Source organism: Pseudomonas sp. SMV71 (assembly GCF_052042015.1).
Lineage (GTDB): Bacteria > Pseudomonadota > Gammaproteobacteria > Pseudomonadales > Pseudomonadaceae > Aquipseudomonas.
This window is the reverse complement of the sequence record NZ_JBKGGU010000013.1, coordinates 149,739-164,378: the sequence shown is the minus strand read 5'-3', so window position 1 is coordinate 164,378 and position 14,640 is coordinate 149,739. Positions and strand designations below refer to the sequence as shown.

12 protein-coding genes are annotated in these 14,640 nt (G+C 59.9%); 10 read left to right on the top strand and 2 right to left on the bottom strand.

Annotation, left to right across the window (positions count from 1 at the left end; all coding sequences use genetic code 11):
• Position 1: 1 nt before the first annotated feature.
• Both murU and ACLEJQ_RS15595 read right to left on the bottom strand, forming a co-directional pair.
• On the bottom strand, positions 2–673 hold the full coding sequence (gene murU, locus ACLEJQ_RS15600) for an N-acetylmuramate alpha-1-phosphate uridylyltransferase MurU (RefSeq protein WP_440796425.1): 672 nt from the start codon (positions 671–673) through the stop codon (positions 2–4).
• Entirely contained in the window at positions 670–1,695 is a 1,026-nt protein-coding gene (locus ACLEJQ_RS15595; protein WP_440796423.1) for an aminoglycoside phosphotransferase family protein, read from the bottom strand. Before ACLEJQ_RS15595 ends, murU begins: the two co-directional genes overlap by 4 nt.
• Before the next feature lie 130 nt (positions 1,696–1,825).
• On the opposite strand from ACLEJQ_RS15595, the gene ACLEJQ_RS15590 reads away from it, so the two are divergent.
• The 10 genes from ACLEJQ_RS15590 to ACLEJQ_RS15545 all read left to right on the top strand — a co-directional run bounded on the left by ACLEJQ_RS15590 (position 1,826) and on the right by ACLEJQ_RS15545 (position 14,620).
• Complete coding sequence (locus ACLEJQ_RS15590; protein ID WP_440796421.1) at positions 1,826–4,624, top strand: LPS-assembly protein LptD; 2,799 nt, start codon at positions 1,826–1,828, stop codon at positions 4,622–4,624.
• Complete coding sequence (surA, locus tag ACLEJQ_RS15585) at positions 4,605–5,921, top strand: peptidylprolyl isomerase SurA (RefSeq protein ID WP_440796419.1); 1,317 nt, start codon at positions 4,605–4,607, stop codon at positions 5,919–5,921. The genes ACLEJQ_RS15590 and surA overlap by 20 nt, the downstream gene beginning before the upstream one ends.
• The gene (pdxA, locus tag ACLEJQ_RS15580) at positions 5,918–6,907 is read left to right on the top strand and encodes a 4-hydroxythreonine-4-phosphate dehydrogenase PdxA (protein WP_440796417.1); all 990 of its coding nucleotides are present in this window, start codon (positions 5,918–5,920) and stop codon (positions 6,905–6,907) included. The genes surA and pdxA overlap by 4 nt, the downstream gene beginning before the upstream one ends.
• Positions 6,904–7,722 carry a 16S rRNA (adenine(1518)-N(6)/adenine(1519)-N(6))-dimethyltransferase RsmA gene (rsmA, locus tag ACLEJQ_RS15575; protein ID WP_440796415.1) on the top strand — a complete coding sequence of 273 codons (819 nt, stop codon included), beginning with the start codon at positions 6,904–6,906 and terminating at the stop codon, positions 7,720–7,722. The genes pdxA and rsmA overlap by 4 nt, the downstream gene beginning before the upstream one ends.
• Positions 7,723–7,832: 110 nt before the next feature.
• Complete coding sequence (gene apaG, locus ACLEJQ_RS15570) at positions 7,833–8,213, top strand: Co2+/Mg2+ efflux protein ApaG (protein ID WP_440796413.1); 381 nt, start codon at positions 7,833–7,835, stop codon at positions 8,211–8,213.
• Positions 8,213–9,091: a symmetrical bis(5'-nucleosyl)-tetraphosphatase gene (locus ACLEJQ_RS15565; protein WP_440796411.1), complete on the top strand. Its 879-nt coding sequence runs from the start codon at positions 8,213–8,215 to the stop codon at positions 9,089–9,091. Before apaG ends, ACLEJQ_RS15565 begins: the two co-directional genes overlap by 1 nt.
• Positions 9,092–9,116: 25 nt before the next feature.
• A complete protein-coding gene (gene glpE, locus ACLEJQ_RS15560) occupies positions 9,117–9,446 on the top strand; it encodes a thiosulfate sulfurtransferase GlpE (RefSeq protein ID WP_440796409.1) in 330 nt (109 codons plus the stop codon).
• Positions 9,447–9,746: 300 nt separating this feature from the next.
• Complete coding sequence (locus tag ACLEJQ_RS15555) at positions 9,747–11,669, top strand: PrkA family serine protein kinase (RefSeq protein ID WP_440796407.1); 1,923 nt, start codon at positions 9,747–9,749, stop codon at positions 11,667–11,669.
• A gap of 117 nt (positions 11,670–11,786) precedes the next feature.
• Positions 11,787–13,058, top strand: a complete 1,272-nt coding sequence (locus tag ACLEJQ_RS15550) for a YeaH/YhbH family protein (RefSeq protein ID WP_003206179.1) — start codon at positions 11,787–11,789, stop codon at positions 13,056–13,058.
• On the top strand, positions 13,055–14,620 hold the full coding sequence (locus tag ACLEJQ_RS15545) for a SpoVR family protein (protein WP_440796404.1): 1,566 nt from the start codon (positions 13,055–13,057) through the stop codon (positions 14,618–14,620). The genes ACLEJQ_RS15550 and ACLEJQ_RS15545 overlap by 4 nt, the downstream gene beginning before the upstream one ends.
• Positions 14,621–14,640 lie beyond the last annotated feature (20 nt).

Here is a 14,640-nt window from a genome sequence, read left to right as displayed (position 1 = left end):
ATCAACCGCCCGCTTCTATCAAGGTTTCGACCTGCGCCAAACGTTCATGAGTGCCGACATCGACCCAGTGTCCTTCCAGCCGTTCGCCACTGACGCACCCCTCGGCCATGGCCTTGCGTAGCAGGGGTGCGAGTTTGAATGCGCCATCCGAACAGCCTTCGAACAGCCGCGGGTGAATGACCGAGATGCCGCTGTAGGTCAGTTTGTCGGCAGCTTGCGCGCTATCGTGAACCTTTCCGTCAATCAGGACGAAATCGCCGCCCGGATGATGCTCGGGGTTGTCCACCAGCACCAGGTGCGCCAGCCCGTCGAAGGAACGGTGCAGTGCGCTGAAATCGTAATCGGTCCAGACATCGCCATTGACCACCACAAACGCTTCATCGCCCAACAGCGGCAGGGCCCGGAAGATCCCGCCGCCGGTTTCCAGCGGCTCACCCTCCGGCGAAAACCGGATGTTCACGCCAAAGCGTGAACCGTCCCCGAGGTGATCTTCGATCTGCTGGCCGAGCCAGGCATGGTTGATCACGATCTCGGTGAACCCGGCCCGGGCCAGGGCTCGCAAGTGGTACTCGATCAACGGAACGCCGGCCACGCGGATCAACGGCTTGGGCGTAGCAAGGGTCAGCGGGCGCATGCGTTCGCCCTTGCCGGCCGCCAGGATCATCGCTTTCATGCGGTGGCTCCGCTCGTCTGACGCAGGCTTTGCAGCAGCGCCTCCAGCGGGGCCAGCTCGGGACGCCGGGCAACGACTGCTTCTATATAAGCAAAGAAGCGCGGTACGTCGGCAAGGTAACGCGGCTTGCCATCACGGTGACAAATGCGTGCAAAGATCCCGATGACCTTGAGATGACGTTGCACGCCCATCAAGTCGCTAGCCCGCAGGAAATCCTCGAGATCCGGCTGGACCGGTATGCCCAGCGCACCGGCCTGTTGCCAATAATCCTCGAGCCAGCCACGCACACGCGCCTCGGGCCAACTGAGGAAGGCGTCCTTGAACAGGCAGGTCACGTCGTAGGTGACGGGCCCATAGACCGCATCCTGGAAATCCAGCACACCGGGATTCGGCACGCTGAGCATCAGATTGCGCGGCATGAAGTCGCGATGCACCAGCACTTTCGGCTGGGCCAGGGCACTGTTGATCAACATGTCGGACGCCTGTTGCCAGAGTTGCTGCTGGGCCGGATCGAATTCGATCCCCAACTCGCGCTTGACGTACCACTCGGGGAACAGCTCCAGCTCGCGGCGCAGCAGCGCAACGTCATAGCTGGGCAATGGCGCGACCATCGGCAGTTGCTGGAAAGCGAGCAGCGCTTGCAAGGCATCGCGGAACAAATCGTCGGCATTCTCACCGTCGATGACGTCCAGGTAGGTCTTGTTGCCCAGGTCATTGAGCAAAAGAAACCCGCGATCAAGGTCTTCTGCATAAATTTTCGGTACGTTGATGCCGGATTTCGCCAGCAGAAAAGCGATGTCCACGAAGGGTTTGCAGTTTTCCTGGGGCGGCGGGGCGTCCATGACGATCAGGCTTCGGCCCTCGCCCTCCCAGCGGAAATACCGCCGGAAACTCGCGTCGCTGCTGGCCGCGGTCAATGTGGCCGGGGGTACGGTACCCCATCCTTGCCGAGCGAAAAGGCCCGGCAGTTGTTCATCGAGCCAAACTTTCAGGTGTTGCAGGCGTACATCTTGGTCGGGCATTGCAAGGGTCTCCGACGGCCCTAGCCGTCAAGCGGGTCATGCTTTATTATCCAGCATCTTTTTCAGACCATCGAGAGGCGTGCGGCCCACACCGCGGGCAGATGGCACGCAGGAAGCCCGGACTAATAAGATGGCATTGAAATCCCCCGCGTTTCGTAAAAAATTTCCGTTGTTGGTCACTGGCAGTCTGCTGGCCCTGCAACCCCTGGCCTCTTCATTCGTCGTTGCGGCGCAGCAGTATGACTGCTCTGTCTCCGCTACGGGTGCCTGGGACTGTGCGCCAAAGACGCCCGCCGCAGCCTTGCCGCCGCGCCCGGTGCATGATGGCAGTGCGGTTTCCGCCAGTGGCGAGGCTCCCGCCGAGAGCGGTTCGGGCCAAGAGGCTGGCGAAAAGCCGATGCTCGTCACCGAATCCAAAGGCCGCGGCCTGAAGTCGCGCAGTGCAGACTACAGCCACCTGGATTGGGTTCCGCGCGAGAACCTCACCCCGGCCCAATTGGCTGAAACCGGTCCGTACTGCTCGGGTGCCTACATCGAGCCGACGCGTCCCGGCATGAACGACAAGACCGCGAAAAGCGACGCCCCGACCTTCCTCGGCGCCAAGGCTTCCCGCTACGAGCAGGAGCAACAGGTGGCGACCCTGGCCGGCGATGTGGTCATGCGCCAAGGCAGCATGCAGGTGGAGGCCGACGAGGCCAGCCTGTACCAGGCCGAGAACCGTGGCGAGCTGAGCGGCAACGTGCGGGTTCGCGACAACGGTGCGCTGATCGTTGGCGACCACGCCGATGTGCAGCTGGATACCGGCGAAGCCAAGGTCGACAATGCCGAATACGTGATGCACAAGTCGCGTATCCGCGGTAACGCCCTGTACGCCAAGCGTGCCGAAAACGCGATCATCCGCCTCAAGGACGGCACGTACACCACCTGCGAACCCAACAGCAACGCGTGGACGCTCAAGGGCAACAACATCACCCTGAACCCGGCCACCGGCTTCGGTACCGCGACCAACGTGACATTGCGGGTCAAGGACATTCCAGTCCTGTATACGCCGTACATCTATTTCCCGATCGATGACCGTCGCCAGTCCGGCTTCCTGCCGCCGACCATCGGCAGCGGCAGCGACACCGGCTTCCTGCTCGTCACCCCGTACTACTTCAACCTGGCGCCGAACTACGACGCCACGTTGTATCCGCGCTACATGGCCAAGCGCGGCCTGTTGATGGAAGGCGAATTCCGCTACCTGACCAAGTCCAGCGAAGGTCAGTTCGGCGCTGCGTACCTCAATGACGAGGAAGACGAACGCAGCAAGCAGACCGACTACAGCAAGACCCGCTACATGTACAACTGGCAGCACAGGGGCGGCCTGGATTCGCGCGTGTCGACCGAAGTCGACTACACCAAGATCAGCGACCCCTATTATTTCCAGGATCTGCAGACCGACCAGATCGGCGTCGAATCCAGGGACTTCGTGAACCAGCAGGGCGCGGTCAGCTACCGCGGCGATAACTTCACGGCACGTTTGAACGTTCAGGCCTATCAACTGGCCACCGTGTCCAACATCACCCCGTACGATCGCCTGCCGCAGATCACCTTCAATGGTGCGTTGCCGCAGCATCCGGGTGGGTTGGATATTGCGTACAACACAGAGTTTGTGCGCTTTGATCGGGATTTGAGGACCGGGGATTACACGAACGAGGACGGCACTGCCGATCCATTCCTGGACACAAACGTTCGAGGACTAGCCCGCGCCACCGGCGACCGGATGAACCTGGCTCCCGTCATCAGTCTGCCAATGAACGCAAGCTACGGGTACATCAAGCCATCGCTCAAGTATCAATACACCCAGTATGACCTGGACCTGGATAATCGCGGCAAGGCCGATATCGCGGCTCAAGGCGCCGAAGGCGATCGCCTGAACGGCACCTACAGCCGCAACCAGAGCCGTAGCGTACCAATCGCCAGCATCGACAGTGGCCTGTACTTCGACCGTGATACCCAATGGTTCGGCAAGAATTATCGCCAGACCCTGGAGCCACGCCTGTACTACCTCTATGTGCCGGAGAAAGACCAGAGCGACATCCCGGTCTTCGATACCAGCGAAAGCACCTTCAACTATTCCTCGCTGTTCCGGGACAACCGCTTCACCGGCTCCGACCGTGTCGGCGACGAAAACAAGCTGTCCCTGGGTGTGACCAACCGCTGGATCGAAGAAAACGGTTTCGAACGCCAGCGCATCAGCGTCGGCCAGGCCTTCTACTTCAAGGACCGCGAGGTTCAACTGCCAGGTATCGATTTCAAGACTCGCGAAGATGCGCACTCCAGCGTCTCGCCTTATGCCCTGGAATACGAATACCGCTGGAACCGCGACTGGCGCACCACCGCCGACTACAACTGGGACCCGGACACCCACAGCCCTCGCTCGGGCAGCGCGATGTTCCACTACCAGCCTGAAGACAACCCGAACAAGGTCATCAACGCCGGCTATCGCTATCGCAATGACCTGGTTCGTTACGACCAGACCACCGGACGGTGGCAAGTCGGTGGCGGTGACTACGGCACCCCGGGCACCCCGGGCTACGTGAAGGACTACTACAAGATCAAGCAGCACGACTTCTCGGTCATCTGGCCGATCGTGCCGCAGTGGAACGCCATCAGCCGCTGGCAATATGACTACAACCGCAATCGGACCCTGGAAGCCTTCGGTGGTTTCGAATACGACAATTGCTGCTGGAAACTGCGCCTGATCAACCGTTACTGGGTCGATTACGACGAATTCAGTCAAGACGCTCCGGAAAACGAAAAAGGCGACCACGGCGTCTTCCTCCAAATTGTTCTGAAGGGACTCGGCGGCCTCACTGGCGCCAAAGTAGAGAGCTTCCTCGACAAAGGCATCCAAGGTTATCGTGAACGTGAAGACCAAGCTTTCTGATTGTCTGCGCCCGCTGATGCTGGGCGCGCTGTTCCTGGGGACCGCGGCCAATGCCGCGGTACAGTCCATCGATAAAGTGGTGGCCATCGTCGACAATGACGTGGTCATGCAGAGCCAGCTCGACCAGCGTGTCCATGAAGTGCAGCAAACCATCGCCAAGCGCGGCGGCGGCCTGCCTCCACCGGGCGTGCTGGACCAGCAAGTGCTCGAACGCCTGATCGTCGAGAACCTGCAATTGCAGATCGGCGAGCGCTCCGGCATTCGCATCACTGATGAAGAGCTGAACCAGGCCGTCGGTACCATCGCCCAGCGCAACAACATGACCCTGGACCAATTCCGCGCTGCCCTGGCGCGTGACGGTCTCTCCTACGACGATGCCCGCGACCAGATCCGTCGCGAAATGGTCATCAGCCGTGTGCGCCAGCGTCGTGTGGCCGAGCGCATCCAGGTGTCCGAGCAGGAGGTGAAGAACTTCCTCGCATCCGACCTGGGCAAAATGCAGCTTTCCGAAGAACTGCACTTGGCGAACATCCTGATCCCGACCCCGGAAAGCGCTAACTCCGAGGCGATCCAGAGCGCTTATCGCCAGGCAATGGACGTCTACCAGCAGCTCAAGCAAGGTGCCGATTTCGGTCAACTGGCCGTCGCCCGCTCCGCCAGTGAAAACGCCCTGGAAGGCGGCGACATGGGCTGGCGCAAGCCCGCTCAACTGCCTCCTCCGTTCGACCGCGAACTGAGTGCCATGGCGGTAGGCGATATCACCCAACCAGCGCGTACGCCCGGCGGCTTTATCATCCTCAAGGTCCTGGAAAAACGCGGTGGCGGCACCCAGGTGCGTGACGAAGTGCATGTCCGCCACATTCTGATCAAGCCAAGTGAAATCCGTAGCGAAGCCGAGACCAAGCGCCTGGCGGAAAAACTCTACGACCGCATCGAAGCGGGCGAGGATTTCGCCGAGCTGGCAAAGAGCTTCTCCGAGGATCCGGGTTCGGCCCTCAACGGCGGCGACCTGAACTGGGTCGATCCGAACGCGCTGGTTCCCGAGTTCCGCCAGGTCATGGCCCAGACGCCACAAGGCCAGTTGTCCAAGCCATTCAAGAGCCCTTATGGCTGGCACGTGCTGGAAGTCCTTGGCCGCCGCGCTACCGATAGCACGACCCAGGCGCGTGAACAGCAAGCGATGACCGTATTGCGTAATCGCAAATACGACGAAGAACTGCAAACCTGGCTGCGTCAGATTCGCGACGAAGCCTACGTCGAGATCAAACTTCCTGGTGCAGACCAGGCCGCGCAGTGAAACCCAAGCGCTTTGCGCTGACGCCCGGCGAGCCTGCCGGCATCGGTCCCGACCTGTGCCTGTTGCTCGCCTCGCAACCCCAGCCACATCCCTTGATTGCCATCACCAGCCGCGACCTGCTCATTGAGCGGGCCGCGCAGCTGGGGCTGGTCGTCGATCTGCTGCCGGTGACGCCCGATGCCTGGCCGGATGCTCCGGCGCCCGCCAACAGCCTGTACGTCTGGGATACCCCGCTGGGCGCTCCGGTCGTCACCGGGCAGTTGGACAAGGCTAACGCCGCATTCGTCCTGCAAACCCTGAGCCGTGCCGGCCAGGGCTGTCTGGAGGGTGCGTTCGCCGGCATGATCACCGCGCCGGTACACAAGGGCGTGATCAACGAATCCGGAATCGCCTTTTCCGGGCACACTGAATTCCTCGCGGACCTGACTCACACCGCCCAGGTGGTGATGATGCTCGCCACCCATGGCCTGCGCGTTGCGCTGGTGACCACTCACCTGCCCCTGCGCGACGTCGCCGACGCCATCACCGCAGAGCGCCTGGAGCGGGTCACACGGATCCTGCACGCCGACCTGCAGAACAAGTTCGGCATCCCGCAGCCACGTATCCTGGTATGCGGGCTCAATCCCCATGCCGGTGAAGGCGGACACCTGGGCCGGGAAGAAATCGACATCATAGAACCCACATTGGAGCGCTTGCGCAGCGAGGGCATGGACCTGCGTGGCCCGCTGCCTGCCGACACTCTGTTTACCCCCAAATATCTGGAGCACTGCGATGCGGTGCTGGCGATGTACCACGACCAAGGCCTGCCCGTGCTGAAGTACAAAGGCTTCGGCGCGGCAGTCAACGTGACCCTGGGCCTGCCGATCATTCGCACTTCCGTGGACCATGGCACCGCCCTGGACCTGGCGGGCAGCGGCAAGATCGATACCGGCAGCCTGCAAGTCGCGCTGGAAACCGCCTACCAGATGGCCGAGACCCGTTTATGACTGAGCAATACCAACACCGCGCGCGCAAGCGCTTCGGCCAGAACTTCCTGCATGACGCCGGCGTCATCGACCGCATCCTGCGCTCCATCAATGCCAAATCCGGCGACCGCATGCTGGAAATCGGTCCGGGCCAGGGCGCCTTGACCGAAGGCCTGCTCGACAGCGGCGCGCAACTGGACGTGGTGGAACTGGACAAGGACCTGGTGCCGATCCTCAACCAGCAGTTTGCCGACAGAAGCAATTTCAACCTGCACCAGGGCGACGCGCTGAAATTCGATTTCAACAGCCTGGACGCGGCACCGAACAGCCTGCGGGTGGTAGGTAATCTTCCGTACAACATTTCCACGCCACTGATTTTCCACCTGCTGAGCAATGCCGGGCTGATCCGCGACATGCACTTCATGCTGCAAAAAGAAGTGGTCGAGCGTCTCGCCGCAGGTCCGGGTGGCGGCGATTGGGGCCGCCTGTCGATCATGGTTCAGTACCATTGCCGGGTCGAACACCTGTTCAACGTGGGCCCCGGGGCATTCAACCCGCCGCCCAAGGTCGACTCGGCCATCGTTCGCCTGGTTCCGCATGCCGTCCTCCCGCATCCGGCCAAGGATCATCGCCTGCTGGAGCGCGTGGTGCGCGAAGCCTTCAACCAGCGCCGCAAGACCCTGCGCAATACCTTGAAACTGCTGCTCAGCAGCGCCGAGATCGAAGCCGCCGGCGTCGATGGCGGCCTGCGCCCCGAGCAACTGGACCTGGCGGCCTTCGTACGCCTGGCCGACAAGCTCAGCGAGCAGGCTGCATCGAAAGCCGACGCCAACTGACGAGTACTCGGCAACGGGTAGGACGCCACGCTGGTCTCCTACCCGATACTTGGCCTAGACTGATGCCATTAGCCACGCCTGCGTCCCGCTTCGTTTTTAAGGCCTTTTGCATGTCCGATCCTCGCTACCAGGTCGACGTCAGCGTCACCACCCGTTATCTGACAGAACAATCCCAACCCGAGCACAACCGTTTCGCTTTCGCCTACCACATCACCGTGCGCAATAACGGCTCCTTGCCTGCCAGGCTGCTGTCGCGGCATTGGGTCATCACCGACGGTGACGGGCATGTCGAAGAAGTGCGCGGCGAAGGTGTCGTCGGCCAGCAACCGCTGATCGAGGCCGGCCAAAGCCACAGCTACAGCAGCGGCACCGTGATGACCACCCAGGTCGGCACGATGCAGGGCACCTACCAGATGCTGGCCGAGGACGGCAAACGCTTCGATGCCGTCATCAAGCCCTTTCGCCTGGCGGTGCCCGGGGCGCTGCACTGATGGCCACGTATGCGGTCGGCGACCTGCAGGGCTGTCTCGACCCGCTCAAGTGCCTGCTGGAACGAGTCGCCTTCGACCCGCAGCAGGACACACTGTGGCTGGTGGGGGACCTGGTCAACCGAGGTCCGCAATCGCTCGAGACACTGCGTTTTCTCTACAGCATCCGCCAGTCGCTGGTGTGCGTCCTCGGCAACCATGACCTGCACTTGCTGGCGGCCTGGCGGAACATCGAACGACTGAAAAAATCCGATACGCTGGCTGGAATACTGGCGGCCCCGGATTGCGTCGAGCTGCTGGAATGGCTTCGCCAGCAGAAACTCATGCATTACGACGAGCAGCGCAACCTGGCGATGGTCCACGCCGGCATTCCACCCCAATGGTCATTGCGCAAGGCCCTCAAGTGTGCGGCCGAGGTCGAACAGGCACTACGCGACGACAGCCTGTTCGGGCCCTACCTGGATGGCATGTACGGCAACGAACCGGTCAAGTGGGACAATGACCTCACCGGCGCTGCCCGCCTTCGGGTCATTACCAACTACTTCACCCGCATGCGTTTCTGCACCCGCGACGGCAAGCTCGATCTCAAGGGCAAGGACGGCATCGAGACTGCGCCTCCCGGTTATGCCCCGTGGTTCAGGCACAAGGAGCGCAAGACCCGTAGCCTCAGGATCATTTTCGGCCACTGGGCGGCGCTTGAAGGCCAATCCGATGAACCTGGGGTATTTGCCCTCGACACCGGCTGTGTATGGGGTAGCGCCATGACGCTGATGAACGTCGACAGCGGCGAGCTACTGCGTTGCGATTGCGACGAACAGGGCCACCCCAAACCCCACCATCCCTTGACCACCGCATCATCGTCGGCCGGTACTGCCATCTGACCGGTGTTGGCTACAGGAGTCCCACATGTCCGAATTCAAACGCATTCCCCCCCAGCAGGCCCAGGTCCTGCGTGAGCAAGGCGCAGTCGTCGTCGATGTCCGCGACCCGGCGACTTTCGCTGCGCTGCACATCAGCGGTTCCAAGCACCTGGATAGCCACTCCATCGCCGATTTCATCCGGGCCGCCGACCTCGACGCTCCCGTCGTGGTGGTCTGCTATCACGGCAATTCCAGCCAGAGCGCAGCCGCCTATCTGATCAGCCAGGGCTTCACTGATGTCTACAGCATGGACGGCGGTTTCGAGCTATGGCGCACGACTTACCCGGACGAAACAGCACAAGGTACATCGGAATAATTTTTTCATGTCGTTCAAGCCCGCGTGGACCGTGGGCTAGAGCGGCGGCGGACGAACGGTCTGCCACAACTAATTACGTATTCCACCTTTACCTCTCGGATTCCGAACTATCCTTAGCCTCAGGCCATCCAAAACAGGGGAGAGCCGGTACACCGGCGCGCGGGTCATCGGGAGTCAGCTTTCAGGAACCTGTAATCCTGGGAGTATTCTGGGGGGTAAACGGCAACTGGGTTCCCAGCGGCTGTCCAGCATCGACTGATTGATCCGACACCGGCTCCACGTATCGAGCGAGGTGACGTCATGAGTATTTTTAGCCACTTCCAGCAACGTTTCGAGTCCACGCGGCAGGAGGAATACTCGCTGCAGGAATACCTCGAACTCTGCAAGCAGGACCGCGGTGCCTATGTATCGGCCGCGGAGCGTCTGTTGCTGGCAATCGGAGAACCGGAACTGCTGGATACCTCGACCAACTCGAGGCTCTCGCGGATCTTTTCCAACAAGGTGATTCGCCGCTATCCGGCCTTTGCCGACTTCCATGGGATGGAAGAGTGCATCGAACAGATCGTGTCCTATTTCCGCCATGCCGCCCAAGGCCTGGAAGAGAAGAAGCAGATCCTTTATCTGCTTGGCCCGGTTGGTGGCGGTAAATCATCCCTGGCCGAGAAGCTCAAGCAACTGATCGAGAAAGTGCCCTTCTACGCCATCAAGGGCTCACCGGTTTTCGAATCGCCCCTGGGGTTGTTCAACGCCACTGAAGACGGCGCGATCCTCGAGGAGGATTTCGGCATTCCACGGCGCTATCTCAATACCATCATGTCGCCATGGGCCACCAAGCGCCTGGCCGAGTTCGGCGGAGACATCAGCCAGTTCCGGGTGGTCAAGCTCTACCCATCGATCCTCAACCAGATCGCAGTCGCCAAGACCGAGCCCGGTGACGAAAACAACCAGGATATCTCGGCACTGGTGGGCAAGGTCGATATCCGCAAGCTCGAAGAATTCCCGCAGAACGATGCCGACGCCTACAGCTACTCGGGGGCGCTGTGCCGGGCCAACCAGGGCCTGATGGAATTCGTCGAAATGTTCAAGGCGCCCATCAAGGTATTGCACCCTCTGCTGACGGCCACCCAGGAAGGCAACTACAACAGTACCGAGGGCCTGGGGGCTATCCCTTTCACCGGCATCCTGCTGGCCCACTCCAACGAATCGGAATGGCACACCTTCCGTAACAACAAGAACAACGAAGCGTTCATCGACCGGATCTACATCGTGAAGGTGCCGTACTGCCTGCGGGTCAGCGATGAAGTGAAGATCTACGACAAGCTGCTGTTCAACAGCTCGCTGTCCAAAGCCCATTGCGCGCCAGACACCCTGAAGATGCTCGCCCAGTTCACTGTACTGTCGCGCCTCAAGGAGCCGGAAAACTCCAACATCTATTCGAAAATGCGCGTGTACGACGGGGAAAACCTCAAGGACACCGATCCGAAGGCCAAATCGATTCAGGAATACCGCGATAACGCCGGGGTCGATGAGGGGATGAACGGTCTGTCGACTCGTTTTGCGTTCAAGATCCTGTCCAAGGTCTTCAACTTCGATCCACACGAAATTGCCGCCAACCCGGTCCACCTTTTGTATGTGCTGGAGCAGCAGATCGAGCAGGAACAGTTCCAGGCGGAAACCCGTGAGCGCTACCTGCGCTTCCTCAAGGAATACCTGGCGCCGCGCTATATCGAATTCATCGGTAAAGAGATCCAGACGGCATACCTGGAGTCCTACAGCGAATACGGTCAGAACATTTTCGACCGCTACGTGCTGTACGCGGACTTCTGGATCCAGGACCAGGAATACCGCGACCCGGAAACCGGAGAAATCCTCAACCGCGTCGCCCTCAACGAAGAGCTGGAGAAAATCGAGAAGCCGGCCGGTATCAGCAATCCGAAGGATTTCCGCAACGAGATCGTCAACTTCGTGCTGCGCGCCCGGGCCAACAACAACGGCAAGAACCCCACCTGGCTCAGTTATGAAAAGCTGCGTGTGGTCATCGAGAAGAAAATGTTCTCCAACACCGAAGACCTGTTGCCAGTTATCAGCTTCAACGCCAAGGCCAGCAAGGAGGACCAGCAAAAACACAACGACTTCGTTACACGCATGGTCGAACGTGGCTACACCGACAAACAGGTACGGCTGCTCTCCGAGTGGTACTTGCGGGTCCGCAAATCGCAGTAAAACAGCTGCAAGCCACAAGCTACAAGCTGCAAGGAAAAGCGCGTCAGCCCTGGCAACCGGGTAACCGCTTCTACTTGAAGCTTGTAGCTCATCACTTGAAGCTGCCCGGAGGGCCGCATGAGCTATGTGATCGACCGACGCCTTAATGGCAAGAACAAAAGCACGGTAAACCGCCAGCGCTTTTTGCGGCGTTACCGTGACCACATCAAGAAGGCCGTCGAAGAGGCCGTCAGCCGGCGTTCCATCACCGACATGGAACATGGCGAACAGATCAGCATTCCCGGGCGCGATATCGACGAGCCGGTGCTACACCATGGCCGCGGCGGTAAACAGACCGTCGTACACCCCGGCAACAAGGAGTTCACCAGCGGCGAACATATCCCACGGCCCCAGGGCGGTGGCGGCGGCAAGGGGCCTGGCAAGGCAGGCAATTCCGGCGAAGGCATGGATGAGTTCGTGTTCCAGATCACCCAGGAGGAGTTCCTGGAGTTCATGTTCGAGGACCTGGAGCTGCCGAACCTGGTCAAGCGTAACCTGACCGGCACCGATACCTTCAAGACCGTACGCGCCGGCATCAGCAACGAAGGCAACCCTTCGCGCATCAACATCATTCGGACCCTGCGTTCGGCCCATGCTCGGCGCATCGCGCTGTCAGGCAGCAGCCGGGCCAAACTGCGCGAGGCGAAAGAAGAACTGGCCCGCCTCAAACGCGAAGAACCTGACAATTTCGGCGACATTCAGGACCTGGAAGCGGAAATCGAGAAACTCAGCGCACGCATCCATCGTGTTCCGTTCCTGGATACGTTCGACCTCAAGTACAACCTGCTGGTCAAGCAACCCAACCCCAGCTCCAAGGCCGTGATGTTCTGCCTGATGGACGTTTCCGGCTCCATGACCCAGGCCACCAAGGACATCGCCAAGCGTTTCTTCATCCTTCTGTACCTGTTCCTGAAACGCAACTACGACAAGATCGACGTGGTGTTCATCCGCCATCACACCAGCGCCAGGGAAGTGGATGAAGAAGAGTTCTTCTACTCCAGGGAGACCGGCGGCACCATCGTTTCGAGCGCCTTGAAACTGATGCAGGAAATCATGGCCGAGCGCTATCCGGCCAACGAGTGGAATATCTATGCCGCGCAGGCGTCGGACGGTGACAACTGGAACGACGATTCACCGATTTGCCGCGACATCCTGATCAACCAGATCATGCCGTTCGTTCAGTACTACACCTATGTGGAAATCACTCCACGGGAACACCAGGCCTTGTGGTACGAATATGAGCGGATCGCCGAAGCCTTCAGCGACACTTTCGCTCAGCAGCAATTGGTCTCGGCCGGGGATATCTACCCGGTCTTCCGTGAACTCTTCCAGCGCAGGTTAGTGACATGACCGCCAAAAAAGAGCAGAAGCGCCAGCCCATTTCGACAGGCTCCGAATGGACGTTCGAGCTGATCCAGGCCTACGATCGGGAAATCAGCCGTATCGCGGATCGCTATGCCCTGGACACCTACCCGAACCAGATCGAGGTGATTACCGCCGAGCAGATGATGGACGCCTATGCGTCGGTCGGCATGCCGTTGGGTTACCACCACTGGTCCTACGGCAAGCACTTCCTCAGCACCGAAAAGTCCTACACACGCGGCCAGATGGGGCTGGCCTACGAAATCGTGATCAACTCGGATCCTTGCATCGCCTACCTGATGGAAGAAAACACCATCTGCATGCAGGCGCTGGTAGTGGCGCACGCTTGCTATGGGCACAACAGCTTCTTCAAGGGCAACTACCTGTTCCGCACCTGGACCGACGCCAGCTCGATCATCGATTATCTTGTGTTTGCCAAGCAGTACATCATGCAATGCGAAGAGCGCCACGGCATCGATGCGGTAGAAGATCTGCTGGACTCCTGCCACGCCCTGATGAACTACGGGGTGGACCGTTACAAACGACCGTATCCGATTTCCGCCGAAGAGGAGCGCCGACGCCAGAAGGACCGGGAAGAACACCTGCAGAAGCAGATCAATGATCTGTGGCGCACCATTCCCAAGGGCGCGGACAAGTACAACGAAAAGGACAACGCCCGTTTTCCCGCCGAACCCCAGGAAAACATCCTCTACTTCATAGAGAAACATGCACCGCTGCTGGAACCATGGCAGCGGGAAATCGTGCGTATCGTGCGCAAGATTGCCCAGTATTTTTATCCACAGCGTCAGACCCAGGTCATGAACGAAGGCTGGGCAACGTTCTGGCATTACACATTGATGAACGATCTGTACGACGAAGGCCTGGTCACCGATGGCTTCATGATGGAGTTCCTGACGTCCCACACCAGCGTGGTGTTCCAGCCCGGCTTTGACAGCCCGTACTACAGCGGCATCAACCCATACGCGCTGGGTTTCGCCATGTACCGCGACATCCGTCGCATGTGCGAGGCCCCCACCGAAGAGGATCGCCGCTGGTTTCCGGAAATTGCCGGTTCCGACTGGTTGTCCACGATCAAATTCGCCATGAGCAGCTTCAAGGATGAAAGTTTCATCCTGCAGTACCTCTCACCGAAGGTGATTCGCGATCTGAAACTGTTCAGCATCCTCGACGACGATCAGAAAGATGACTTGGTGGTGCCCGCCATCCATGATGAAAGTGGCTATCGCATCATCCGCGAAACCCTGGCGGCGCAGTACAATCTGGGCAACCGCGAGCCCAATGTGCAGATCTACAGCATCGACCGCCGGGGAGATCGCTCACTGACCCTGCGACACCAGGCACATAACCGCAAACCCTTGGGTGACTCCACCGATGAGGTGCTCAAGCACCTGCATCGCCTCTGGGGGTTCGATATTCATCTGGAAACCCTGCAAGGCGACCAGGTCATGAAAACCCATCACGTACCGCCCAGAAACGAACAAGCCGAGGGGGACTATGGCCGCCTGGACCTGGCAGTGACCCACCTTTGACCGATGTTTGCGCCTCCGAA

Coding starts and splice junctions, on each gene's coding strand:
- murU (WP_440796425.1), bottom strand. CDS start 673: ATGAAAGCGATGATCCTGGCGGCCGGCAAGGGCGAACGCATGCGCCCG.
- ACLEJQ_RS15595 (WP_440796423.1), bottom strand. CDS start 1,695: ATGCCCGACCAAGATGTACGCCTGCAACACCTGAAAGTTTGGCTCGAT.
- ACLEJQ_RS15590 (WP_440796421.1), top strand. CDS start 1,826: ATGGCATTGAAATCCCCCGCGTTTCGTAAAAAATTTCCGTTGTTGGTC.
- rsmA (WP_440796415.1), top strand. CDS start 6,904: ATGACTGAGCAATACCAACACCGCGCGCGCAAGCGCTTCGGCCAGAAC.
- apaG (WP_440796413.1), top strand. CDS start 7,833: ATGTCCGATCCTCGCTACCAGGTCGACGTCAGCGTCACCACCCGTTAT.
- ACLEJQ_RS15565 (WP_440796411.1), top strand. CDS start 8,213: ATGGCCACGTATGCGGTCGGCGACCTGCAGGGCTGTCTCGACCCGCTC.
- glpE (WP_440796409.1), top strand. CDS start 9,117: ATGTCCGAATTCAAACGCATTCCCCCCCAGCAGGCCCAGGTCCTGCGT.
- ACLEJQ_RS15555 (WP_440796407.1), top strand. CDS start 9,747: ATGAGTATTTTTAGCCACTTCCAGCAACGTTTCGAGTCCACGCGGCAG.
- ACLEJQ_RS15550 (WP_003206179.1), top strand. CDS start 11,787: ATGAGCTATGTGATCGACCGACGCCTTAATGGCAAGAACAAAAGCACG.
- ACLEJQ_RS15545 (WP_440796404.1), top strand. CDS start 13,055: ATGACCGCCAAAAAAGAGCAGAAGCGCCAGCCCATTTCGACAGGCTCC.